The organism is Streptomyces mesophilus, from assembly GCF_011044995.1.
GTDB classification, from domain to species: Bacteria; Actinomycetota; Actinomycetes; order Streptomycetales; family Streptomycetaceae; genus Streptomyces; species Streptomyces mesophilus.
The window spans coordinates 20,041-42,764 of the sequence record NZ_JAAKZW010000007.1 but is presented as its reverse complement, the minus strand read 5'-3'; the positions used below and the strand labels follow the sequence as shown (position 1 = coordinate 42,764).

Here is a 22,724-nt window from a genome sequence, read left to right as displayed (position 1 = left end):
CGTCGTGCTGAGAGCGTCAGCGCGCCGGACAGATGGCGCTGGACACGCGGCCGAGGTCGACGTGACGCCGACTCACCAAGGCAATTCCAGCTCGAGACATGACGGAAGCGTGGCACGGGACTTTGGACCCAGTCCAGCATCGTCCGCTATATGGACATGGTTGTCCTGGATGGTGAGACAGTGTGGCCCGGGTCACGCGCAGGGCATCTGCGCAGGTCACCCGGGCCACATCGGCGCAGATCACCACTCTTGCGACGGGCGCTCGGCCTCCTCGGCGACCTTCGTGTCGAACAGGCGGAAGCCGCGTCGCGTGTAGTTGTCCATGGCGTGCTCGCCGTCCAGGCTGCAGGTGTGCAGCCACACCCGCTTCGTGGGGGTGCGCTCCGGCCAGCGGTCCGCCAGGTCCCAGGCACGCGCGGTCCCGTACGACAGCAGATGGCCGCCGATGCGCCGGCCGCGGAAGGCCGGGAGCAGACCGAAGTAGACGATCTCCACGACCCCCTCGTCCTGCGGGTCGAGTTCCACGTAACCGGCCGGCGTCCCCTTCTCGTACACGACCCAGGTCTCGACCGCCGGCCGCTCCAGATACCGCTGCCACTCGGCGCGGTCGAGCCGCAGGCGGTCGGTCCATGCGATGTCGCCGCCGACCGAGGAGTAGAGGAACCGGCTGAACTCGGCGGACGGCACCTCGGCGCGCACGATCCGCACATCGCCCTCGGGCTCGTGCGCCGGGCGCAGATCGGCCGGGGAGGTCTGTTCCAGGGACCAGGTGGTCACAGTGATGCTCATGGCGCACAGCGAATCATGGGCCGGGTCGCCGTCCCAAAAGGAGGACGCCCGGTCCGCCAGGCGGACACTCAGTCCCCTTCTCCCCGGCGCGCCCGCACCACGGACTTCGCCGTCGACTGCGGCAGCAGATCCGCGGGGTCCTGCGGCAGGATCACGCGTACGTCGGTGCCTTCGCGGAAACGATACGGCCGCCCTTCCAGCAGCCCCGCCAGATAGCGCCGCACCCGTGACAGCTCGGCGCGCACGGTCACCGCGCGGCCCGGGTCGCCGAACAGTTCCCCGGCAAGGGCGGACGCCGTGCGCCCCTGCGGCGCCGCGGCGAGCAGATAGAGCAACTCGGCGTGGCGCGGGGTCAGTTCATGGGTCCAGCCACCTGTCTCACCGGTCACGGAGACCGTCCAGCGGCGCGGACTGCTCAGGTCGAGCACCACGACGGCGGACGCTTCGAAGGCCGTCCCGCCGGAGTCGTCCGGCCGCAGCAGCCAGCCGCCCGGCAGCGGCTCGACCCGGCACTCGCCCAGCGACGGCAGCCAGGCGCGGCCGGGCCCGAACGACTTGGGCAGGGCGAGGCGGTCCGTCGGGGCCATGCCCGTGACGGCGGCGGTCCAGCCGTTGGGGTCCACGACGACGGCCTGCCCCTTGATCCCGGCGAGCAGCGGCAGGGCGGTGGTGCGCAGCCGGTCGAGCGTGCTCAGGTGCCGCGTGCGCAGCTCGGCCTCGGCGAGCCGGGTCACCGAGTGGACCAGGGCGAGCGTCGCCGGGTGCATGGTGTCGAGCGGTCCGCTGACATCGACCACGCCGATGAGACGCCCGTCCCGGGGGTCGGTCACCGGGGAGCCCGCGCAGGTCCAGCTGTGGTGGGTACGGACGAAATGCTCGGCCGAGAAGACCTGGACAGGACGGCGCGCGACCAGCGGCGTACCGACGCCGTTGGTGCCGACGGTGGACTCCCGCCAGTCCGCACCCAGTTCGAAGCCATGGCCGTCCGCCATGCGCAGCACGGCCGACGCGCCCTCGCGCCACAGGATCCGGCCCTCCGTGTCCGCGACCACCATGATGTGCTGCGCCGCGTCCGCGATGGACACCAGAGCGCGCCGCAGCTCCGGCAGCACCTCGGCGAGCGCGGAGGAGCGGCGCCGCTCCTCCAGCTCCTCCAGGGTCAGCAGCCTCGCGCGCACATCGCGGTCCGGATCCAGACCACGGCGCAGCACCCGGCCCCAGGACGCCTCGATCACCGGCCGCGGCCCGACCGCGGGCCGCTGCCCCGTGAGCGCGGCGTCACGTACTCCCTTGAGCACCCGCGCCGCCTTGACGGAATCCATCGCCGCCAGTCCGACCAGGTCGATCGTTGCCTTCGTCACCGGAGCCTCCCACAACGCCAGTGCGCATCGTGCCTGGACCCATCGTCCTCCTGTTCCCCCCGAACGAGGGGAACAGAAGGAGGGCTACCGGGACGATGCAACCCCTTGCAACTCTCGCGAGCAAGCGCGCGGTTGACCGAAAATGAACTGGCCGCCGCTTCTGCGGCGTTCAGGCCCTCCTGACTTACGGGGCTATGAGGGCGGGGGTGGTGCCGTGTCGGCGCAGCACCACCCCCGTCAACTGAACGACCCGTACCAGGTCAGGGGCCCGGGCCGGTCCTAGGCGACAGGCCGCGCCCGCTCGACGACCGCCCGCAGATCCAGCGTGTGCGGCAAGGTCCCGAACGTCGATCCCCAGTCACCGCCGAGCCGCGACGCGCAGAACGCCTCCTCCACGTACGACGGCGCGAACCGGACGAGCAGCGAACCCTGGAGCACGACGGCCATCCGTTCCACGAGCCGGCGTGCCCGTGCCTCCATCCCGCTCAGATCGGCGAGTTCGGTGAGCAGCGCCTTGATCGCCGCGTCGAGCCGGTGATCGGCCCCGCGCGCAAGGCCGACCTCGCGCAGGAACGCGTCGAACGCCGCCGGTTCACGCTGCAACACCCGCAGCACGTCGAGCGCCTGGACATTGCCGGCGCCCTCCCAGATCGAGTTGAGCGGCGATTCCCGCAGCAGCCGGGGCATTCCGGACTCCTCGACGTACCCGTTGCCGCCCAGACACTCCAGCGCCTCGGCCACCAGGGGCGTACACCGCTTGGTCACCCAGTACTTGGCGACGGGCACCGCGATCCGCAGAAAGGCCCGCTCCCGCTCGCCGCCGTCGTCATAGGCCGCGGCGAGCCGCAGCGCGAGCGTGGTCGCCGCCTCCGACTCGACCGCGAGATCGGCGAGGACATTGCGCATCAACGGCTTCTCGATCAGCACCCCGCCGAACGCGCTGCGATACGAGGTGTGCTGCACCGCCTGCGCCACGGCCTGCCGCATCAGCGCCGCCGAGCCGGTCACACAGTCGAGCCGGGTCGCCGCGACCATCCCGATGATGGTCCGCACCCCGCGCCCCTCCTCACCGACCCTGCGCGCCCACGTCCCGGCGAATTCGACCTCGGCGGACGCATTGGCCCGATTGCCCAGCTTGTCCTTGAGCCGCTGGATCGCGAACGGATTGCGCGTGCCGTCCTCGAGCACCCGGGGCACCAGAAAGCACGTGAGCCCCCCGGGAGCCTGGGCAAGGACCAGAAAAGCGTCCGACATCGGCGCCGAGCAGAACCACTTGTGCCCGGTCAGCGCATACGTCCCGTCCTCCGCGAGCGCCTTTGCCCGGGTCGTGTTGGCGCGTACGTCGCTGCCGCCCTGCTTCTCCGTCATGCCCATCCCGACGAGCGCACCGGCCTTCTGCGCCACGGGCCTGAGCCCCTGGTCGTACACGAGCGAGGTGAGCTTCGGCTCCCACTCGGCCGCGAGCGCGGGGTCGGTGCGCAGCGCCGGAACGGCCGCGTGCGTCATCGACAGCGGACACCCGTGCCCCGGTTCGACCTGCGTCCACACCAGGAAACCGGCGGCCCGCCGCACGTGACCGTGCTCACGCGCCCAGGCCTCGGTCAGACCGGCCCCGACCCCTTTCGCCAGCAGCCGGTGCCAGGCCGGATGGAACTCCACCTCGTCGATCCGGTACCCGTAGCGGTCGTGCGTATGCAGTCGCGGCGGGTTCCGGTCGGCCTGAACGCCCCACTCCTGGGCCTGCGTCGAACCGGCCGCACGGCCGAGCTCGCTCAGCTCCTCCCGTACGGATGTGCGGAGCCCCTCGGGGAGGTGCCGTTCGACCCCCTCCGCCAGAGCGCGGTCGGCGGCGAACACGTCGTATCCGACCAGCGGCTCGGCCTGGTTGGTGACGGTGTGGATGGGTGCGTTCATGCGGATACGGTAAGGACGTGCACCAGGCAAAAGAAACACCTGAGCGGCCGTCGGGGCGGCTCCTCCACCGGGCCCGCGCCGTGTACCGGAACGTGTCCAAGCGCAGGACCGCCTGGCTGCTCCTGAAGGACACGGTCAACTCCTGTATCGAGTACCGCATTCTGGGCCTGGCCGCCGAGGCCGCGTTCTTCACGCTGCTCTCCGTGCCGCCGCTGCTGCTCAGCCTCGTCGGTCTGCTCGGTTACGTGGACGCCTGGACCGGCGCCGAGACCATCCAGTCGGTCCGCGACAACATTCTCGAAGCCGCCCGCACCGTGCTCTCCGACAAGGGCGTCACCGACATCGCCGAGCCGATCCTCGACGATGTGCTGCACGGCGGCCGGCCCGATGTGATCTCGCTCGGCTTCATCTTCGCGCTGTGGTCGGGCTCGCGGGCGGTGACCGTGTTCATCGACACCATCACCGTGATGTACGGCCTGGACGGTGTGCGCGGGATCGTGAAGACACGGCTGCTCGCGTTCCTGCTGTTCGTCGTGGCCCTGGTGATCGGTTCGGTGGCGCTGCCGTTGATGGTGGCGGGCCCCGACGCCATCCTGCAGATCCTGCCGATGCGCGACACCGTGGTGCAGGTCCTGTACTGGCCCGTGGTCATCGTGCTCGGCATCGTCTTCCTGACCACGCTCTACCACGTGTCGGTGCCGGTGCGTTCGCCCTGGATCGAGGACGTGCCCGGCGCCCTGGTGGCCCTCGGGATGTGGGTGCTCGGCAGCTTCCTGCTGCGGATCTACCTCACCAACACCGTGGAGGGGCCCACGATCTACGGCTCGCTCGCGGCCCCCGTCGCGGTGCTCCTGTGGATCGGTGTGTCCGCGTTCGCGGTCCTCGTCGGCGCCGCCGTCAACGCGGCGATCGACCGCGTCTGGCCGTCCATCGCGACCGCCGCGGCCCGCGAGGCCAATGAGCGCATAAGGGAGGCCAAGGCCGCCGAGATGGTGGCGCGGGCGGCCGCCGCGCGGGCCGCTCAGGAGGACGACGATCCGGACGATCCCGATATGCCCTCGGAATTCCCCGAGCGCTGGGCCCAGTTCCTGCCGCCGGACGATCTCTCCTCGCGGCTGCGCACCCACGCCAAACGGCACAACGAGCAGCGCTCCCCCAAGCAGCCGCCCGCGAAGGATTCCTCCACGAAGCAGCCGCCGGGGGAGCGCGGCCGGCCCTGAGCACTGCTGCGGTCAGGCCTGAGTTCTGCCGTGGTCAGGCCTTCCACGTCCCGGCCGCCGCGTGCTCCCGTACGAAGTCCTCGAAGGTGCGCGGCTCGCGTCCGAGCACCTGCCGGATCCCGTCGTTGGTCCCCGCGTTGTGCCCGTCGAGCATGGTGTCGAAGAGCTCCACCAGGAACGCCACCTCCGGTTCGGGCAGCCCCATCTCGACGAGGATCTCGCCGAAGGCGCGTCCCGGCACCGGGATGTACGGGATCTCCCGTCCCGTCGCCGCGTTGATCTCCGCCACGGCCGTACGGAACGAGTGCAGCCGCGGCCCGGTGACGTCGTACGCCTTGCCGATGTGCACGTCGTCGGTCAGGGCGGCCACCACCACATCGGCGATGTCCCGTACGTCGATGAACGGTTCGAGCGTCTCGCCCGCCGGGAAGGCCAGCTCCCCGGTCGCCTGCATGCCCTCGTACAGATCCCCCTCACTGAACATCTGCATGAACCACGCGGCCTGCACGATCGTCCAGTCCGCCGCCGACTCCCGCAGCGCCCGCTCGGCCGGCTCGGCCTGCGGCTCGCCGCGTGCGGAGAGCAGGACGATCCGTCGTACCCCCTTCTCGAGTGCCTTGTTCGTGATGGCCGCGATGTCCTCGGCCGTACCCGGTGCGCCGATGTCGACGTAGTGCGCGAGGTAGACGGCGTCCACGCCGTCGAGCGCCGCGTCCCAGGTCGAACGGTCCGCCCAGTCGAACGGAGTCGGCGCCGACCGCGATCCGCGCCGTACCTTCAGGCCCGCCTGCTCGGCGGCCTCCGCCACGACGCGTCCGGTCCTGCCGGTCGCCTGGGTCACCAAAACGGTCTGGTTACTGAGGTTCTTCTTCGTCTCTGTCATGACTCAAGTGAACGGCCGCGAGGGGGTGCCCGGCCATCGCCGAAAGCCTCAGCACCATAAGCAGGAGTCTCAACTCGCCTAGGTCGTGTCCGCAAAGTCAGGGGAGCCAGAGTTGTAGGCAGGCGATGGTGATCATGGCTTGGTAGTGGCGGGCGCGTTTGTCGTAGCGGGTGGCCAGGGCTTTGTTGTGCTTGAGCTTGTTGAAGCAGCGCTCGACGGTGTTGCGGCGCCGGTAGGCCGCCCGGTCGAGCCGGCAGAGGCTCTCGCCGCGTCGGATACGGCCGTTGATCTGGTCGATCCGTTCCGGGATGGCGGCTTTGATGCCTCGCCTGCGCAGGTAGGTGCGGATCTTGGCGGACGAGTACCCCTTGTCCGCGGCGACCAGGTCGGGGCGGCTGCGGGGTCGGCCGGGCCCGCATCGTTGGATGCGGATGCGGGCCATCACCGCCTCGAACTGGGTGCAGTCGTTGACGTTTCCAGCGGTCAGGGTGAAGGCCAGGGATCTGCCTGCGCCGTCGCAGGCAAGGTGGATCTTGGTGGTCAGTCCGCCGCGGGAGCGGCCGATTGCCTCGCCCGGCCAGAGCCCCCTTTTCGCGCCCCGGCAGCATGCTGGTGGGCCCGCACGGTTGTGGAGTCGACCGACACCACCGTCCAGTCGACCGCGCCGATGGCATCCGAGTGCTGCTGGACGTGGGCCAGCAGGCGGTCCCAGGTGCCGTCGGCTGACCAGCGGCGAAAGCGTTCATAGACCGTCTTCTACGGCCCATAGCGTTCGGGCAGGTCCCGCCAGGCGGCCCCGGTGGACAACTTCCACAGGATCCCGTTCAGCACCTGCCGCCGATCGCGAACAGGACGGCCCATCCGCGACGGAGCCAGCAACGGCTCGATGACCACCCACGCCTGATCAGTCAACTCATGACGACGCACCACGAACAAACCAACGCGCCAACCACTTTGCGGACACGGCCTAGCGCCTCTGCGCACGAGGAGCAGCACGAGGAGCAGCACTAGGAGCAGCACTAGGAGCACGCGAAGGGCGCCCGCCGGACATCGGTCCGGCAGGCGCCCTTCGTGGTGGTTGCTACCAGCCGAACTTCCGGTTCACCTCGTCGGCGAACTCCTCGAAGGACAGCACCGCGTCACCGTTCTTGTCCGCGGCGTCGAAGAGCGCCGAGGACGCCTCGGCGTCCTGGACTCCCCAGAACGGCAGATCCCCGCGGGCGGCGAGGGTGGGGCCCTTGTCCCGGAGCGCGGTGATCACCTCGAGCCGGGTCAGCTGACCGTCGCCGTTGAGGTCGAGTGCGTCAAAGAGTTTGCGAGCCTTCTCGCTCATCACACAGTCCCCGTTACGTCGTGACACTTCGGCCTCGCATCCTATGTGCGGCCCCGTGGGGCGGCCGTAAGGAGTCAGGGCTTCATCTCGTACGTGCCCGAGAGCGCCTCGACGCGCTGCCAGACGCGCCCCGAACGTGCCTCGTCGACCACCGGGCGGCGGACCGCGCCGAGCGCCCAGCGCTGCTGCTGCTCGGTGGCGGAGTCCTTGCCGTGGAGTTCGACGGCGTGCGCGGAGAAGTCGCGGACGAGGACGGCGAACAGCTCGTCGAGGACGTCCTCGTCGAGGCCGGTGAGGGCGGCCTGTTCGAGGACCAGCTGTCCGTGCACGACGAGCGCGAAGAGCTGGCCGACGGCGAGCAGCAGGTCGAGGTCGCGGCTCTGCCGTTCGTCGGGGGCGGCGGTGCGCACGAACTCGCAGAGGGCGTCGGCCTGTTCGCGGAAGCGGGCGACGTTGGGCAGGTGGGTGTACGCGTCGTAGGCGGGCCGCCAGTCGTGGAAGCGCACCGAGCCGAGGCCGCGGGCCGGTCCCTGCGCGAAGAGGAACGTGTCGTCGGCCGCGTCGAGGCGGGTCGGGACGGGCTCGTACGCGACCGGGTCGAGGAGGTGGTTGCGCATGAACTTGAGGATCAGGGCCAGGTTGACGTGGACCGTGCCCTCCAGCTTGGGCAGTCCGCGGATCTCCACGGCGGCCTGGGCGAAGTAGTTGTCCTTCTCGAAGCCCTTGGCGGCGATGACGTCCCACATCAGGTCGATGACCTTCTCGCCCTCCGTGGTCACCTTCATCTTCGTCATCGGGTTGAAGAGGAGGTAGCGGCGGTCGTCGGGGCCCGCGGTGCGGAAGTAGTCGACGGCGCGGTCGCTGAAGAGTTTCATGCCGACGAGCCGCACGTACGCGTCGGCCAACTCGCGCCGCACGTGCGGGAAGGCGGTGACGGGCCGGCCGTACAGGATGCGGTTCTGCGCGTGGGTGACGGCCTCGTACATCGCGTGCTCGCAGATGCCGATGGAGGCGGTGCACAGGTTGAACTTGCCGACGTTGACGGTGTTCAGGGCGGCGTCGAAGGCGGCGCGGCCGGTGTGCAGCACGTCCTGCGCGGTCACCGGATAGTCCTCGAGCCGGAACTCGCTGACGTACTTGGAGGAGTCGACGACGTTCTTGACCAGGTGGTAGTTCGCGTGGCTGCTGTCGGCGGCGAAGAAGACGTAGCCGTCGGGGCCCTCGACGTCGGTGCGGCGGCCGAAGACGGAGACGAGTCCGGCGGCGTTGCCGTTGCCGATGTAGTACTTGGAGCCCGTGGCGCGGAAGCCGCCCTGGCCGTCCGGCTCCAGGAGCATGTCGGTGGAGTAGATGTCGGCGCCGTGCGCCTTCTCGGAGAGGCCGAAGGCGAACACCTCGCCCTGGGCGAGGAGTTCGGCGGCGCGGGCGCGGGCGTCGGGGTTCTCGCTCTGCCAGACCGGGCCCAGGCCGAGGATGGTGACCTGCCAGGCGTACCAGTAGTCGAGGCCGTAGAAGCCGAGGATCTCGTTGAGGGCGGCGATGCGGGCCGTGTCCCAGCGCTTGTCGCCCACGCCTTCGCCCGTGCCTTCGGCCTCGGCGGCGGAGGTCGGGGTGAGGAAGGTCGCGAAGAGACCCTCCTCTGCGGCGAAGGCGAGGAAGTCGCCGAGCCAGGCCCGGCTGCGGTAGTCCTCGATGAGCCTGCGCTTGCCGCGCGCCTCGAACCAGTCGACGGTGGCGCGCAGCAGCCGGCGCGTCTCCGGGTCGAAGTGCGCGGGGTCGTAGGTGTGCGGGTTGAACAGCAGCGCGTCGGCCATGACGTCCGCCTTTCCGGATCGGATGGGGGTGGTGGGGCAGGAGGAAGAGATCGGTGGTGGGGCAGGAGGGCGAGATCGGTGCCGGGGCAGGAGGGAGCGATCGGCCTGCGCCAGGAGCAAGTGGTCGGTGGTGCGGCCGAGTTCAGCGCGCGGATTCAGCGCGCGGTCTCGAACCGGCCGAGGGTGGCGAGGACGTCGTCGAGCCAGACGATCATCATCCGCTCGTACGCGATGCCGCCCCGCAGCACGACGTGCTGGAGCTCCCGTTCGGCGTCGAGCGGCCCGTCTGCTGCCGAGGGCCCGCCCTCGGCCGGCGGCTCGCCGAAGTCGCGGGCCTCGCCGGCGAGATAGTGGGCCAGGCGGTCCGTGTGCACCTGCCGGTGCCGCTCGACCTCGCCGACCAGGGCCGCGGGATCGTCGAACGCGGCGCCCCGGATCTTCACGGCGAGATCGTGCCGTACGCTCTCGGGCTCGATCGGCGCGGCCAGCCACGCGGAGAGCGCGGCCCGCCCCGCGTCGGCCACGGAGTACTCCTTCTTGTCCGGGCGCCCGTGCTGCGGCACGTCGCGGACGTCGACCCAGCCGTCGCCCTCCATGCGCTTGAGTACGCGGTAGATCTGCTGGTGGGTGGCCGTCCAGAAGTATCCGATGGACCGCTCGAAGCGCCGGGCCAGTTCATAGCCGGACCCGGGCTTCTCGAGCAGGGACACGAGGATCGCGTGGTCGAGCGCCATGTCCTCGATCCTGCTATGCACCTCGTTGCATAGCAACCCCGGTACGCCTCGGTGAGACACGGCTCACCTCGGCCACGGGGCCCGGACATCGTCCCGCGCCGGTCACCACCGTCCACTCGGCGCTTTGCCGGAACGGCAACAAGCCGCGCCCTTCACGGTGACCGGGGGTGACACTCGGACGCAGACCCGACAGAAGGAGCCCCCTGATGAGCAGCGCGGACGCGGTGGGACGGGACCAGGCGGGAACGGCACGGAAGGCAACGGCCTCCCCGGCACGCCGCCGGCGCCGGCGTGACGCCCCGCCGCCGCGGACCGGGAACAGCGAGACCGAGGTGCTGCGCGGATTCCTCGACTATCTGCGCCACTCGGTCGCCGCGAAGGTGGAGGGCGCCCCCGAACCGGAGGTGCGCACCGCCGCCGTGCCCTCGGGCACGAACCTGCTCGGCCTGCTCCACCACCTCACGCATGTCGAGCGGGCGACGTTCCTCGGAGTCAAGGTCGCCGACTGGCCGGCCACATTCCACGCGCCCTCGGCGGACAGCGTCGCCGAGGTGGTGGCGCGCTACCGGGCCGCGGTGGCGGAGGCGGACGCGGTACTGGACGAGTGCGCCGACCTCGCCGCGCCGGTGCCGCGTCCCGAGCCGAACAGGTCTGCTCCCAGTGCGCGTTGGGCGCTGACCCACATGATCGAGGAGACCGGCCGCCATGCCGGGCACGCGGACATCGTCCGCGAACTGATCGACGGCGCGACGGGCCGCTGACGCGCCCTTTCCGCGCAGCGGTCAGCCGAGCTGGCGCGCCACCGTGAGCAGGATGACCGAGTCCTCCATGGCTTCCAGGCCGTGCACCGCGTCCGGGACGGGCAGCAGGTCGTACGGGCTGCCCTCCCACGACCGGTCCCCCGCCGTCAGGCGGATCCGGCCGCGGACGACGAGGACCGTCGCGTCGCCGGGGTTCTGGTGCTCGGCGAGGGCCGATCCCGCACGGAGGGCGATCAGGGTCTGGCCGAGCGCGCGTCCGTGGCCTCCGTAGACGGTTCTGGCGCTGCGGTCGCCCGTTGCCTCGGGCGCTGCGGCCAGGAGCTGGTCGGCGAGTGGGCCCAGGGAGACGATGTCCATGCCTTTCACCGTAGGTGTACGGGGCGGCGGTTGCACGTGCGGCCCGGGGCATGGGTCCCACCGCTGCCCGTCCGGGGACCGGTGGCGGCGCCCGTCGATCTGTGCGTTCCTTGATCGGAAACGGGAGGTTGGCGGGAAGGTCGCCGGTGCGCGTGCTGAGCGGGGTCGCAGGGCTCGTCGTGGTGCTTCTGACCTTCGTGTCGGTCACCCAGACCCTGGTCACCCCACGTGCGATGCGCACCCAACTGCCCCGCGCGGTACGGCGGCTGGTGCGTGAGCGAGAGCCACTCCAACTACCCGGTCCTGATCTCCTTCCGTTCCCCGAGCTGGGACCGCAACTGGCTGATCAGCCTGCTCGCCATCCTGGACGCCGCCGCCCTCCACCTCGCCCTGAACCCCTCCGTGCCCCAGTCGCAGATGCGCCTCACCCTGAGGGCCGGCTTCACCTGCCTGCGCGTGCTGGCCGACGAGGAGAAGATCCCGTACGACCCGGACCCGATGCCCGACGACCCGATCCATCTGACGTACGAGGAGTTCGTGGCGGCCGTCGCACGGCTGCGTGAGCGGGGTGTGCCGATGGAGCGGAGTCCCGAGCAGGCATGGCCGCACTTTCGCGGCTGGCGGGTCAACTACGAGTCGGTGGCCTACGCGCTCGCCTGCCGGATCGACGCCGTTCCCGCCCTGTGGTCGGGCCCGCGCCGCCGCGACCGCGGACCGATCGGCATCGTCACCCCGCGCGACCGCACGCCCGAGGAGCCCGGGGGTGGTCCCCGTTGATCGACGCGCATGCGCTGCTCGCCACGTTCGGCACGCTCGGTGTGTTCGCCGTGCTCTTCCTCGAGGCGGGCACGCTCCTCGGGGTGGTGCTGCCGGGCGGTGGTGTGCTGTTCACGGCCGGGGTCCTCTGTGCGGCCGGCGAACACGGCCTCAACCCGGTGTGGGTGCTCCTGTCCGGTGCGGGCGGCACCGTCCTGGGCATGGAGACGAGCTACTGGATCGGGCGCCGGACCGGGCCCGCGCTGATCGCCCGGCTGAAGGGGCCCCGGCTCGTCTCCGCGGTGGCCGGCGCCCGTGAGCTCCTCGACCGGCACGGCCCCGTGGTGGCGGTGGTCGTGGCACGCTTCGTGCCGGTCGTGCGGACGCTGTCCGGCCGGGTCGCCGGGGCGCTCGGGGTTCCGGCGGTGGTCTTCACTGTGGCACAGTCGGCCGCCGGCCTTGTCTGGGCTGCCGCGCTGACGCTGGGCGGGTACTTCCTCGGCGCGGTCCTGCCCGGCGGCGAAGCTCTTGTGGTGGCGCTGGGCGCGCTGCTCGTCCTGACGGCCGGTGTCTCGGCGTACCGGCGCAGAAAGGCAGCCAGGGGCTGACCAGGCGTGCCGGGGAGCTGCTGCGTAGATTTACGCGAAAGCACTGCTCGTCGTTTCCGCAGCTGCCGGCCCCAATGTTCCGTAGCTGCCGGCCCGTGGTTCCGTTGCTGCCGGCCCCGCGGACGACGAGCGCACATCGAGAGGCACCCGGCACAGGTGGATGACGTGGTCGATCTGAACGCATACAGCCAGCCCGTCGGCGAACCGGTCCCCGGCTGGACGCCCCGTCCCGCGCCCGCGAGGGTCGCTCTGGACGGCCTGTACTGCCGCCTCGAACCGCTTGACCCCGAGCGTCACGCGGACGAGCTGTACGCCGCGTACGCGAGCGCGCCCGACGGCCGGAACTGGACCTATCTACCCGACGAGCCCTTCGAGAGCGCCGACGCCTACCGCCGCTGGGCCACAGCCGCCGCCCGCAGCGCCGATCCGCTGCACTACACGGTGATCGACCGCGCGACCGGCAGAGCGGTCGGCACCTTGTCGCTGATGCGGCACGACCCGGAGAACGGTGTCGTCGAGGTGGGTTACGTGGTGTTCTCCCCGCTGTTGCAGCGCACTCCCATCTCGACGGAGGCGCAGTACCTGCTCATGACGTACGCCTTCGACCAGCTCGGCTACCGGCGCTACGAGTGGAAGTGCGACGCCCTCAACGCACCGTCCCGCAAGGCGGCCGAGCGCCTCGGGTTCACGTTCGAGGGTGTGTTCCGCCAGGCCCTGGTCTACAAGGGCCGCAACCGCGACACCGCCTGGTACGCGATCGTCGACGGTGAATGGCCCCTGGTCCGTGCGGCGTTCCGCGCCTGGCTCGCCCCGGAGAACTTCCACGAGGACGGCAAGCAGAAGCGTTCCCTGCACGAGCTGCGCGAGGCCCTGCGGGAGACCGGGTCGGAGCCTGCCGCCGGCTGACGCGGCTGGGTGGGCCACCGGTTTCAGGGGGCCGGCTGTTTCGGGTGGGCACGCTGTTTCGGGTGCGTCGGCGCCGGGCACCCGAGCCGGACCCGAAGGCCGGGCAGGCAGAGCGGACGTGCCGTACGTCCGGAAAGCCCTGCCGGGTACGTCGGGTGCCCCCAACGACTCCCGATTCCCGAGGTGGACCATGGCCCAGCACGGACGTGACAAGACAGGACCGCTGCGCGACGACGCGATCAAGAAGCGGATGCAGGGTGAGCTGAAGGGAGGGCACGCCACGCGGGCGCAGGAGGATTTCGATCTGCAGCCGTCCGGCGAGGACCAGCCCCGCGCGGACCGCACACCCAGTACGGACACCCGGGGTTCCACCCCGCCCGGCATGACGCCCGCGGATGTGGAACTGCGCACCGAACTCGCCCAGCACCTGGGACGCAGCCTCTTTCCCGCGGACCGCGGGAGGGTCCTGGACGTACTGCGTGAGACGCATGCGCCGGACCGGCTCATCGACGTGACGGCGGACCTGCCCGCCGGGCGGGAGTTCGGCAATGTGCGCGACATCCTCCAGGCCCTCGGCCGCGGCGGGGCTCAGACCTGACGTACGGAGGGGCTCAGACCTGACGTACGGCGATGCGCGGACCCGACGCACAGCCGGCCGCCCGAGGGGACGGAACGCCCCTCAAGCCGCGCGGGATTGGTTAGGGTGACAAGTCGGGAACCGACCCGACGCCCTTGGCCGACTCGCCCCGGCCGCAGGCACGTTCGGGGCTGCCGTTCCAGGGCGACGGGGGGCTCGTGTTGGACACCGCAGGTCGACCCTGCACGGAAGGCGGGCGCCGATCGGCGCCCGCACTGTTGCCCCCACCGCTGCGCCCGGCCCTCGGGCTGCTCGCGGTCCTCGCCGCGCTGACGGTGTTCGCCGTCGGGATCATGTACGCGGGTCACAGTGAGCCGGGCCGGGTGGACCGGTGGTTCGTCGACCCGACGGATGACAGCGTGCGGGCGCCCTGGCGCGGGCTCGCGCTGATCATCGACTTCTGGGGTGAGCCCGCCGGAGCGGCGCTCCTGGGCGTGGCCGCCGTCGCGGGCTGTCTGCTGCTGCGGCGCCCTCGCGCCGCGCTGCTCGTGGTGGCCGGAGCCGCCCTCGCGGTGGGGGCGACGACGGTGCTCAAGTCCGTGGTGGGGCGCACCATTCACGGCGAGTTCCTGTCCTACCCGAGTGGGCACACCGCCTACGTGACCGCGGTCGCGCTCGTCATGGCGCTGGTCGCGGCCGAGCGGACCGGACTCGGCCGGGCGGCCGGCAGCGCGCTCGTCCTGACCGTCGCGCTGGTGGTCGGGGCCACCATGGGCTGGGCGCAGGTGGGCCTCGGGGCGCACTATCCGACCGATGTCCTCGGCGGCTGGTGCACCGCGCTGGCGGTGGTCCTGTCGACCGCGTGGGTGATCGACCGGGTGGCGCGGCGGCAGGCCGGCGGCGGCCGCCCGGACCGCCGCTGACCCGCGAGCCGTCTCACCCGCACACGCCGGCGCCACACACTGGGAAGACCGGCTTCACACCAGGCGGCGGAAGACCGGCTTCACCGCCCGCCCGCCCATCCAGGGCGTGGGGTCGGCGGCGTCAAGTGCCTTGCGGTAGACGGCACATGCCTGGGCCACCACGTCCACGGTCCGGTCGATGTCGTCCTCGCCGAGCGCGCTGCTGACCACGAACGACGGGGCCAGCACCCCGCCCGCGAGGAGACGGCGCAGGAAAAGGGTGCGGTACTCCTGTGACGGCCGTCCGTTCTCGTCCAGGGTGGCGAAGACGAGGTTGCTGGCGCGGCCCCGTACGACCACGTGTTCGCCGACACCCATGCCGTCCGCGGCCGCGCGCACCCCGGCGGCCAACCGCTCCCCCAGAGCGTGCAGTCGCTCGGTGATGCCCTCCTCGACGTACGTGGTCTGTACGGCCATCGCGGCGGCCAGGGAGTGCGTCTCCGCGCCGTGCGTGGTGGACAGCAGGAACACCCGGTCACCGGAGTGCCGCAGTCCGCCCCGCTCCATCAGCTCACGGCGCCCGGCGAGCGCGGACACGGCGAACCCGTTGCCCAGTGCCTTGCCGAACGTGGACAGGTCGGGCACCACGCCGTACAGGCCCTGGGCGCCCGCCTCGGACCAGCGGAAGCCGGTGATCATCTCATCGAAGATCAGTACGCAGCCGTGCCGGTCGGCCAGTTCACGCAGGGCATGAAGGTAGCCGGGCGGGGGTTCGGCGTGGCCGGCGGGTTCGAGGATCAGGCAGGCGATCTCGCCCTCGTACCGCAGCAGCAGTTCCTCCGTGGCCGCCAGATCGCCGTACGGGAAGGACACGGTCAGCTCGGTGATGGCCGCCGGAATACCGGCCGACATCGGTGTGGTGCCGATGAACCAGTCGTCGACGGAGAAGAAGGGGTGGTCCCCGCACAGGGCCACCCGCGGACGCCCGGTGGCGGCGCGGGCGAGGCGTACGGCGGCGGTGGTGACATCGGAGCCGTTCTTCGCGAACTTCACCATCTCCGCGGTCGGCACGGTGGCCAGGAAACGCTCCGCGGCCTCGGCCTCCAGGAGGGAGGGCCGCACGAAGTTGCTGCCGCGGTCCAGTTCCCGCCGCGCCGCCTCGGTCACGCGCGGGTGGGCGTGACCGAGGCTGACCGAGCGCAGACCGGAGCCGTACTCGATGTACCGGTTGCCGTCGACGTCCCACACATGGGCGCCGCGGCCGTGGCTGATCACCGGCGCCAGGTCCTCGGGGTACTGGTCGTCGCCCTTGGCATAGGTGTGGGCGCCGCCGGGGATCAGGGCGTGCAGCCGTTCGTTGGCCTGCCGCGATCGGGGCAGCCGGATCTCTTCGCCTGAGTGGTCCACGACGGCCTCAACTCTCCTTGTGCTTCAGGACGTCGGCCAGGCTCGGCGCCTGCCGGTCCCGCGGGGACATCGATGTGACCGGCAGCGGCCAGGGGATGGCGAGGTCCGGATCGTCGAACGCGATCGTCACGTCCTCGGCCGGATCGTGCGCGCGGTCGATCCGGTACGAGACGTCGGCGATCCCGGTCAGCGCCTGGAAACCGTGCGCGCACCCCGCCGGGACGTACAGCGTCGTCTGCGCGTCGTCGGACAGCTCGAAGAAACCCTGGCCCAGATACGTGGGCGAGTCCGGCCGCAGGTCCACGACGACGTCGAAGATGCTGCCGTACGAGCAGCGCACCAGCTTGGCCTCGCCGGCGCCGGAGCGCAGATGCAGACCGCGCAGCACGCCACGGACCGAGCGGGACAGGCTGTCCTGGACGAACGCGTGCGGGTCGAGGCCCGCCGAGCGGATCGCGTCGGCGTCGAACGTACGGCTGAAGAAGCCGCGCTCGTCGGCGTGCGGCGTGGGTTCGAAGAGGAACGCGCCCGCGATCGCCGGTACTTCGGTCACCTTCATCGGGTCTCCTGGTGGGCGCGGCCGGCTGCCGGGAAGAGGGCGCTGTTCAACTCGCGGAACTGCTCGTCGAGTTGACCGGTGACGATCAGGTTCTGCTCGGCCAACGTCTGCCGCAGCTCCCCCGCCCGCTTCTCCAGCTCCCGGAACTGTTCGAGCAGCCGGTCCACGTCGACCTCGCGGGCCGGGTGGCAGTAGGCGCCCAGGCCCATCCGCTCCATGAGCGCGTCACTCTTGGCCGCGTAGCTGAGGGCCAGGGTCGGCGTGCCGGCCTTCAACGCGCAGACGAGGTTGTGATAGCGGGTCGCCACCACGGCGTCGGCGCCCGCCATCTCCTTCGTCAGGTCGGCCAGGGAGCTCGCTTCGGCGGCGGTGACCAGCGGTGAGTCCACCGCGTCGAGGATCGCGGCCACGACCGGCGAGTCGCAGGAGTCGCCGGTGAGCAGCCGGACCGGGCGGCCGTCCGCCACGAGAGCGCGGACGAAACGGGTCATGCCGTCGAGATACCGCCGGTGGATCTCCTCGGCCCGGGCGCGGTCGTCGTTGCCGCCATGGAAGTCCATGACGCCTACGCAGACCAGGCCGGTCGAGGCCGGACGCTCGCCTTCCGCGGGCGTCGGCAGGGCGAACGCGAGGTCCGGATAGACCCGGTCCCGCGCGGTGTCCACACCCATCGCGCGCATGGCGTCGCGGGAGAGGGTGTCGCGGTACGAGCGGTACGCGGCGAGCCGCGCCGACCGGCGCACCAGGGCCCGGGTGGGCCGCTCCCTGATCGCGTCCGCGCCGACGCCGACCAGCGCGACCCGGGTGCGGAAGAGCCGGCCGGTCGCGCAGAGCAGGAACAGCGCGTACGGGAAACCCCAGGGCCGCAGCGGCAGCGTGGCCTCCAGAACGCCCATGCCCGGCACGATCACCACGTCGTGGCGGCGCACCCAGGAGGCGGTGCGCACGATGTCGACGAGTTTGCCCAGGCCCTTGCCCGCGATCGCGCCCGCGCGGGACGCGGTGCGATACTCACCCCCGTACCAGTGCAGTCGCGTCGCCTCGATCCCGTAGCGGGCCTTGACGACCTCGGGACCGCCGCACAGTGCGTCCACGACGGCGTCCGGATGCTCGGTGCGCAGATAGCCGAGCACGGCCTCGAGCGATCCGTCGTTGCCGAGGTTCCCCGAGCCGAGCAGCCCGAACACCCCGACGCGGACGGCACTCACGCCTGCCTGCCCTCACGGCCGGCGACCAGGTCGTCGACGGAAACGGTGAGCAGGGCCGGGTCCACCGGGGTACGGTCCTCGACCCGCTCACCGGCTCCCGGCTTGGCCCTGCTGGCCAGCCAGGTCACCAAGTGCCGGTAGCAGGCGCGCCGTTCGGCCGACGACAGCGGCGCCCGCCGGATCGCCGAGGCGAAGCCCCACACGTACTCGGCGAGCAGCCGGGGCGTCGGGTGCAGCGGTCCGGCGCGGCGCGGGTCGAGGTTGACGCAGCGGGAGCGCTTGGAGGGGTTGGCGCGTTCGGCGCGGGTGGGGTGGTCACGGCGGAAGTAGAGCAGCTCCGGCACCTGGTGGAAGGCACCGCGCAGGGTGATCTCGGCGACGAAGGTGCGGTCCGCGTGGTGGTAGCTGTCGTGCGGCTTCACCCGGCGCAGCACATCGGCCCGCATCACTCCGTAGAAGTCGTCGCCACCGGCCTCGAACAGCATGCTGCGGAAGCGTTCGGGCGTGTGCGGCGAGTCGGTGGCGAGCGTGTACTCGTACGGAACCGTCACCTTGCCGTCGCCGTCGATGACCGCCTGGCCGGAGTGGGCGAGGACCACGTCGGGCCGCTCGTCGAGGGCCTCCACACAGCGCTGTAGCAGGTCACGGGCGTAAAGGTCGTCGTGCGAGGCCCACTTGAACAGCTCGCCGCGGCACTCGGTGAACACGTAGTTGTGGTTCGGCGCGGCACCTATGTTCCGAGGCAGCCGGATGTAGCGGATACGGGAGTCGCGCGCGGCGTACTTGTGGCAGATCTCCTGGGTCCGGTCGCTCGAGGCGTTGTCGGAGATGACGAGCTCGAAGTCCTCGTAGGTCTGGCCGAGCAGGGCGTCGAGCGCCTCGGGAAGGTACTGCTCTCCGTTGTACACGGGCAGCCCGATGCTGAGCCGGGGATGGTCGTTCATGGTGTCCTCACTTCATTGGGGGGTTGGTGGTACTCGTTCAGAGCGGAACGAAGTTGGAGCCACCAGACGGCCGAGCTGCCGACGGTCGCGGCGGCGACGCCCCAGGCCGAGCCGGCCGTGCCGCCGACGGCCGCTCCGCCGAGGCCGGCGCCGATGTAGCAGGCGGAGGCGAACAGTTGGCAGCGCAGGCTGCGCCGGGCCGCGCCGAGCGCGCGCAGGCCGGCCGCGGCTCCGGTGCCGAGACCGGAGCCCACGACGCCGAGCGTGACCGGCACGATGAGCTGCGAGGCGGCGGCCCAGACGTCACCGAGCACGAGCTCGCCGAGCCGGTCGGGCACCAGGAGCAGCGCACCGCCCCAGAGCAGCGCGGCGGCGGCCTGTCCGACGCTGAGCAGCAGACAGAATTTGGCGAGGCGGTGGGAGGCCTCCCGCAGCACCCGGGCCGCTTCCGCCACGGTGACCAGGGAGAGTCCCATCAGCAGGGCGAGGAACGGGCCGAGGAGCAGCTCCGCGCCCCGGATCACGCCCACCGCGCCGACCCCGACGATCACACCGAGTCCGTACGCCCGCAGTTGGACGGCGCCGCTGAGGGAGACGTTCTCGACCAGGAACCGGTAGCCGAGGTCGCGCTGTTCGCGCAGCCAGCCGCGTGCGCCGGTCAGGCGGGGCAGGATGCCGGACTGGAAGCAGCCGTAGACCGCGGCCACGGCGGCGGACGCGCCCCAGGCGAGCACGAACGCGGCGACGCTGCCGACGCGGGCCGCCACCACCATGCCCGGGATGAGGGCGAGGCCCCATACGAGGTCGTTGACGAACGCCTTGCGTCCCTTGCCCGCGGCGAAGAACGAGTAGCGCCAGGCGTCCTGGAGCAGCAGCGCCGGCAGCATGACGCCGAGGCAGGCGAACGGGGGTCCGACCCGGCCGCCGACGCACAGCCCGACGGTCAGACACAGCGCGCCGATCGCACCGCCGACGCAGAGCGCCGTACCCGAGGACCGGGCGACGGCCCCGCGCCAGGACGCGTCCGTGACGCCGCTGAAGCGGACCACGAGCGGGTCGGTGGCGAGTCCGCGGGAGACGTTGAGGACGACGCCGTACGTCACCCAGGCCAGGCCGAACACGCCGAAGGCGACGAGCCCGAGCGAACGGGCCACATAGATGCCCACCGCGAAGTTGGTCAGGCTGGAGGCCGCCTGGTCGGCCAGGCCCCAGGACAGCCTGCCGACGACGGCCCGCATGGCGGTGGGCCGGGCGTGCCGGGCCCGGACCACCGAGGTCGTCGCCTTCTCCCCCTCGGTGGTCATCGGCGTCATGCCTTGATCAGTCCGGCGCCGCGCAGGGCGTCGGCAGCGGCGGCGACGGTGTCGAAGGGCAGACCTGCCCGTTCGGCGACGTCGAGGAGACTGTGGTCGCCGTCGGAGAGGCTGAGCACCCAGAGCATGGCCATCTGGGCCTGCTTGGTGTCGCTGCGGCCGCCGAGCGCGTCGTACAGGCCGCGCCGGCCCAACTGCGGTTCTCCGTAGGGGCTGAGGTTGAGGTAGCTCCGGTTGCGGTCGAGCAGGGTGAAGGCCTCGCGGCAGGCGGCGAGGGTGTCGGCCATGGCCTCGGGTGAGACGAAGTCCAGGTTGTCGGCCGAGGTGTGGTACTCGGGGTATCCGGCGTACGGGGTCCGGCTGAGCGAACCCACGCCGAGGTTGAATCCGGGTGAGCAGTACTGGCGCTCGTCGTAGCCGTACGGGGTGAACTCGGTGATCTCATGTGGGCGTTCGGATGCGGCCAGGACGTGGCGCATCACCTGGTCGATCTCCGCGTCGCCGCGCCGGCTCTGTTTGTACGTGAGCCGGCCTGTGTCGCCGGCGCAGGCCAGGACCAGCCCGTGCGCGACCTGCTCGATGCGTTCGGCGTTGCGGGCGAGCCAGGTGATCGCGCCGATGGTGCCGGGGGCGTAGATGAACCGGTAGGTGTAGTACGGCGTCTGCTCGGCGAGGGCCCGGGCGAGGTAGGTGGCCACCGCGATGCCGGCGAGGTTGTCGTTGGCCAGGGACGGGTGGCAGACGTGGCAGGAGATGATCACCTCGTCGGGTACCTGGCCGGGGATCACGTGCTCGGCGTATGTGAGGTGGCCGTCGGCGAGGGTGGAGTCGATGCGTACCTCGTAGTCGCCGTCCGGCAGGGCGTCGAGGGTGTTCTGGGCCAGGCAGAATCCCCAGTCCGGTTTGTAGTAACTGGTGCGGTACGGAACCAAGTCGGGCTGGTCGGGCAGGGTGTACAGGTGTGGGCGGAGCTCGGCCAGGGGCATGGTGGCCGAGACGGGCACGCTGTAGCCGAGCACGTGCAGGCTGGACGCGGCGAAGTCGACGACCCGGCGGCCTGTGCTGTCGGCGATGTACGCGTCGCGGATGTTCCACTCCTGCGGCACCGTCCAGTCGAGCACCTGCGTCCCGGTCGGCACTTCGTGGATCTGGAGCGGGAGGTACTCGCCGACGATGTCCAGGGTGGCGCGCACGCCGTCCCCGGTGATGCTCCGGCAGAGCGGGTACAGCCGCTCCACCAGGGCGTACATCTGCCGGCCGGGGCCGGCCGGGGTCATGGACGGACCGCCGGCCGCGGTCGTCGACGGTGCGCCGGTCCTGGTCATCGACGGTGCGCCGGCTTCGGTCATCGGCGCCACCGCAGGGTGTCGTCGACGGTTCCGGCGTCGGAGGCCGCGCTCAGTACGGCCAGGCGGGTGAAGCGCCGGTCGAAGTCCTCGCGGGTCAGGCCGAACTGCCGGTAGGCGTCGGCGAGTTCGAGTGCGCCCTGCTTGACGGTCCACTCGCAGTCGAAGCCGGGGATCGCGGTGCGGAAGCGGGAGAAGTCCACGCGGTAGGAGCGCGGATCGGCGCCGTTCTCACCCGTGATCACCACCTTGGAGCCGGCCACCGCGGCGGCGACCTGCTCGGCGATCTCGGCGACCGTGACGTTGTTGATCTCGCTGCCGATGTTGAACGCCCGGTCGTGCACCGCTTCCCGTGGTGCGGTCAGCGCGGCGGTGAAGGCGCGTGCGATGTCGGCGGCGTGCACCAGCGGGCGCCAGGGGGTGCCGTCGGAGAGCACAAGCACCTCGCCGGAGAGGAAGGCGTGGCCCACGAGGTTGTTGAGCACGATGTCCGCGCGCAGCCGAGGCGAGTAGCCGAAGGCGGTGGCGTTGCGCAGGCAGACCGGGCTGAAGTCGGCGTCGGCCAAGGCGTGCAGGTCGTCCTCGACGCGCACCTTGGATTCCGCGTACGGGGTCACCGGGCGCAGCGGGGCGTCCTCTCCCACGAGGTCCTCGCCGCCGGCGGCGCCGTAGACGGAGCAGGTCGACGCGTACAGGAAGCGCCGCACTCCGGCGTCGCGGGCGAGGCGGGCCAGGCGTACGGACGCGTGATGGTTGATGTCGTAGGTGAGTTCGGGCGCGAGCGATCCCAGGGGGTCGTTGGAGAGCGCGGCCAGGTGGATCACGGCGTCCACCCCGGCCAGGTGCTCGGCCGTGACGTCGCGCAGGTCCACCCGGTGCCCCTGCGGGTCGGCGGGCGGCGGGCCGAGGACGCAGTCGGCGAACAGGCCGGCGTCGAGGCCGGTGACGTGGTGTCCGGCGGCGGTGAGCACCGGGGCCATCACGGTGCCCAGGTATCCCTGGTGTCCGGTCAGGAGTACGCGCAAGGTTCAG

Annotated in this window: 23 protein-coding genes and 1 pseudogene; 7 read left to right on the top strand and 17 right to left on the bottom strand. The window is 71.2% G+C overall.

The genetic code is table 11. The features are described from left to right. Window positions 1-16: 16 nt before the first annotated feature. The 4 genes from G6045_RS42325 to G6045_RS04355 all read right to left on the bottom strand — a co-directional run bounded on the left by G6045_RS42325 (window position 17) and on the right by G6045_RS04355 (window position 4,064). A complete protein-coding gene (locus G6045_RS42325; protein WP_352248988.1) occupies window positions 17-100 on the bottom strand; it encodes a putative leader peptide in 84 nt (27 codons plus the stop codon). 140 nt (window positions 101-240) lie between these two features. Next, complete coding sequence (locus G6045_RS04365; RefSeq protein WP_165330445.1) at window positions 241-789, bottom strand: GNAT family N-acetyltransferase; 549 nt, start codon at window positions 787-789, stop codon at window positions 241-243. 68 nt (window positions 790-857) lie between these two features. Next, window positions 858-2,111: a GAF domain-containing protein gene (locus G6045_RS04360; protein WP_165330490.1), complete on the bottom strand. Its 1,254-nt coding sequence runs from the start codon at window positions 2,109-2,111 to the stop codon at window positions 858-860. 318 nt (window positions 2,112-2,429) lie between these two features. Continuing rightward, window positions 2,430-4,064, bottom strand: coding sequence for an acyl-CoA dehydrogenase family protein (locus G6045_RS04355; RefSeq protein ID WP_165330444.1), 1,635 nt, complete (start codon window positions 4,062-4,064; stop codon window positions 2,430-2,432). A gap of 17 nt (window positions 4,065-4,081) precedes the next feature. On the opposite strand from G6045_RS04355, the gene G6045_RS04350 reads away from it, so the two are divergent. Continuing rightward, entirely contained in the window at window positions 4,082-5,284 is a 1,203-nt protein-coding gene (locus G6045_RS04350) for a YihY/virulence factor BrkB family protein (RefSeq protein ID WP_165330443.1), read from the top strand. Window positions 5,285-5,318: 34 nt separating this feature from the next. Here G6045_RS04350 and G6045_RS04345 read toward each other — a convergent pair whose 3' ends face one another. The 5 genes and pseudogenes from G6045_RS04345 to G6045_RS04325 all read right to left on the bottom strand — a co-directional run bounded on the left by G6045_RS04345 (window position 5,319) and on the right by G6045_RS04325 (window position 10,048). Then, window positions 5,319-6,167, bottom strand: coding sequence for an NAD(P)H-binding protein (locus G6045_RS04345; protein ID WP_165330442.1), 849 nt, complete (start codon window positions 6,165-6,167; stop codon window positions 5,319-5,321). A gap of 97 nt (window positions 6,168-6,264) precedes the next feature. After that, window positions 6,265-7,094 (bottom strand): annotated as a pseudogene (locus G6045_RS04340) (IS5 family transposase). A 154-nt stretch (window positions 7,095-7,248) separates the two neighbouring features. Next, entirely contained in the window at window positions 7,249-7,500 is a 252-nt protein-coding gene (locus G6045_RS04335; protein ID WP_165330441.1) for an EF-hand domain-containing protein, read from the bottom strand. Window positions 7,501-7,574: 74 nt separating this feature from the next. After that, window positions 7,575-9,314: an acyl-CoA dehydrogenase family protein gene (locus G6045_RS04330; RefSeq protein WP_165330440.1), complete on the bottom strand. Its 1,740-nt coding sequence runs from the start codon at window positions 9,312-9,314 to the stop codon at window positions 7,575-7,577. Window positions 9,315-9,469: 155 nt separating this feature from the next. Further along, the gene (locus G6045_RS04325) at window positions 9,470-10,048 is read right to left on the bottom strand and encodes a PadR family transcriptional regulator (protein ID WP_165330439.1); all 579 of its coding nucleotides are present in this window, start codon (window positions 10,046-10,048) and stop codon (window positions 9,470-9,472) included. 206 nt (window positions 10,049-10,254) lie between these two features. Here G6045_RS04325 and G6045_RS04320 point away from each other — a divergent pair, with 206 nt between their 5' ends. After that, window positions 10,255-10,809 carry a DinB family protein gene (locus G6045_RS04320; protein WP_165330438.1) on the top strand — a complete coding sequence of 185 codons (555 nt, stop codon included), beginning with the start codon at window positions 10,255-10,257 and terminating at the stop codon, window positions 10,807-10,809. 21 nt (window positions 10,810-10,830) lie between these two features. On the opposite strand, the gene G6045_RS04315 is transcribed toward G6045_RS04320, so the two are convergent. Then, complete coding sequence (locus tag G6045_RS04315) at window positions 10,831-11,166, bottom strand: cupin domain-containing protein (protein ID WP_165330437.1); 336 nt, start codon at window positions 11,164-11,166, stop codon at window positions 10,831-10,833. 273 nt (window positions 11,167-11,439) lie between these two features. Between G6045_RS04315 and G6045_RS04310 the strand changes: the two genes are divergently transcribed. The 5 genes from G6045_RS04310 to G6045_RS04290 all read left to right on the top strand — a co-directional run bounded on the left by G6045_RS04310 (window position 11,440) and on the right by G6045_RS04290 (window position 14,936). Next, a complete protein-coding gene (locus G6045_RS04310; protein WP_165330436.1) occupies window positions 11,440-11,943 on the top strand; it encodes a hypothetical protein in 504 nt (167 codons plus the stop codon). Then, window positions 11,940-12,530 carry a DedA family protein gene (locus tag G6045_RS04305; protein WP_165330435.1) on the top strand — a complete coding sequence of 197 codons (591 nt, stop codon included), beginning with the start codon at window positions 11,940-11,942 and terminating at the stop codon, window positions 12,528-12,530. Before G6045_RS04310 ends, G6045_RS04305 begins: the two co-directional genes overlap by 4 nt. Window positions 12,531-12,695: 165 nt before the next feature. Beyond that, entirely contained in the window at window positions 12,696-13,436 is a 741-nt protein-coding gene (locus tag G6045_RS04300) for a GNAT family N-acetyltransferase (protein WP_165330434.1), read from the top strand. A 190-nt stretch (window positions 13,437-13,626) separates the two neighbouring features. Further along, window positions 13,627-14,034, top strand: a complete 408-nt coding sequence (locus G6045_RS04295) for a DUF2795 domain-containing protein (protein WP_165330433.1) — start codon at window positions 13,627-13,629, stop codon at window positions 14,032-14,034. Between the two features lie 257 nt (window positions 14,035-14,291). Next, entirely contained in the window at window positions 14,292-14,936 is a 645-nt protein-coding gene (locus G6045_RS04290) for a phosphatase PAP2 family protein (RefSeq protein WP_408056294.1), read from the top strand. A gap of 54 nt (window positions 14,937-14,990) precedes the next feature. Here the strand turns inward: G6045_RS04290 and G6045_RS04285 are convergent, their stop codons facing one another. From G6045_RS04285 to G6045_RS04255, 7 genes are all read right to left on the bottom strand, one after another. Next, window positions 14,991-16,322 (bottom strand): glutamate-1-semialdehyde 2,1-aminomutase, encoded by a 1,332-nt coding sequence (locus tag G6045_RS04285; protein ID WP_165330432.1) that lies wholly within the window; start codon window positions 16,320-16,322, stop codon window positions 14,991-14,993. 7 nt (window positions 16,323-16,329) lie between these two features. Then, entirely contained in the window at window positions 16,330-16,881 is a 552-nt protein-coding gene (locus G6045_RS04280; protein ID WP_165330431.1) for a dTDP-4-dehydrorhamnose 3,5-epimerase family protein, read from the bottom strand. Beyond that, a complete protein-coding gene (locus tag G6045_RS04275) occupies window positions 16,878-18,089 on the bottom strand; it encodes a polysaccharide pyruvyl transferase family protein (RefSeq protein ID WP_165330430.1) in 1,212 nt (403 codons plus the stop codon). Before G6045_RS04275 ends, G6045_RS04280 begins: the two co-directional genes overlap by 4 nt. Then, entirely contained in the window at window positions 18,086-19,033 is a 948-nt protein-coding gene (locus G6045_RS04270; protein WP_165330429.1) for a glycosyltransferase family 2 protein, read from the bottom strand. Before G6045_RS04270 ends, G6045_RS04275 begins: the two co-directional genes overlap by 4 nt. Continuing rightward, window positions 19,030-20,346: an MATE family efflux transporter gene (locus tag G6045_RS04265; protein ID WP_165330428.1), complete on the bottom strand. Its 1,317-nt coding sequence runs from the start codon at window positions 20,344-20,346 to the stop codon at window positions 19,030-19,032. Before G6045_RS04265 ends, G6045_RS04270 begins: the two co-directional genes overlap by 4 nt. Further along, on the bottom strand, window positions 20,343-21,623 hold the full coding sequence (locus G6045_RS04260; protein WP_165330488.1) for a DUF4910 domain-containing protein: 1,281 nt from the start codon (window positions 21,621-21,623) through the stop codon (window positions 20,343-20,345). The genes G6045_RS04265 and G6045_RS04260 overlap by 4 nt, the downstream gene beginning before the upstream one ends. 68 nt (window positions 21,624-21,691) lie before the next feature. After that, window positions 21,692-22,717 carry an NAD-dependent epimerase/dehydratase family protein gene (locus G6045_RS04255; protein ID WP_165330427.1) on the bottom strand — a complete coding sequence of 342 codons (1,026 nt, stop codon included), beginning with the start codon at window positions 22,715-22,717 and terminating at the stop codon, window positions 21,692-21,694. Window positions 22,718-22,724: the final 7 nt, after the last annotated feature.

Bases quoted from the DNA above. Each gene is read 5' to 3' on its own strand.
- G6045_RS04335 (WP_165330441.1), bottom strand. From the start codon at position 7,500: ATGAGCGAGAAGGCTCGCAAACTCTTTGACGCACTCGACCTCAACGGC.
- G6045_RS42325 (WP_352248988.1), bottom strand. From the start codon at position 100: ATGTCTCGAGCTGGAATTGCCTTGGTGAGTCGGCGTCACGTCGACCTC.
- G6045_RS04270 (WP_165330429.1), bottom strand. From the start codon at position 19,033: ATGAACGACCATCCCCGGCTCAGCATCGGGCTGCCCGTGTACAACGGA.
- G6045_RS04280 (WP_165330431.1), bottom strand. From the start codon at position 16,881: ATGAAGGTGACCGAAGTACCGGCGATCGCGGGCGCGTTCCTCTTCGAA.
- G6045_RS04355 (WP_165330444.1), bottom strand. From the start codon at position 4,064: ATGAACGCACCCATCCACACCGTCACCAACCAGGCCGAGCCGCTGGTC.
- G6045_RS04345 (WP_165330442.1), bottom strand. From the start codon at position 6,167: ATGACAGAGACGAAGAAGAACCTCAGTAACCAGACCGTTTTGGTGACC.
- G6045_RS04265 (WP_165330428.1), bottom strand. From the start codon at position 20,346: ATGACGCCGATGACCACCGAGGGGGAGAAGGCGACGACCTCGGTGGTC.
- G6045_RS04295 (WP_165330433.1), top strand. From the start codon at position 13,627: ATGGCCCAGCACGGACGTGACAAGACAGGACCGCTGCGCGACGACGCG.
- G6045_RS04325 (WP_165330439.1), bottom strand. From the start codon at position 10,048: ATGGCGCTCGACCACGCGATCCTCGTGTCCCTGCTCGAGAAGCCCGGG.
- G6045_RS04360 (WP_165330490.1), bottom strand. From the start codon at position 2,111: ATGGATTCCGTCAAGGCGGCGCGGGTGCTCAAGGGAGTACGTGACGCC.
- G6045_RS04320 (WP_165330438.1), top strand. From the start codon at position 10,255: ATGAGCAGCGCGGACGCGGTGGGACGGGACCAGGCGGGAACGGCACGG.
- G6045_RS04330 (WP_165330440.1), bottom strand. From the start codon at position 9,314: ATGGCCGACGCGCTGCTGTTCAACCCGCACACCTACGACCCCGCGCAC.
- G6045_RS04315 (WP_165330437.1), bottom strand. From the start codon at position 11,166: ATGGACATCGTCTCCCTGGGCCCACTCGCCGACCAGCTCCTGGCCGCA.
- G6045_RS04260 (WP_165330488.1), bottom strand. From the start codon at position 21,623: ATGACCCCGGCCGGCCCCGGCCGGCAGATGTACGCCCTGGTGGAGCGG.
- G6045_RS04365 (WP_165330445.1), bottom strand. From the start codon at position 789: ATGAGCATCACTGTGACCACCTGGTCCCTGGAACAGACCTCCCCGGCC.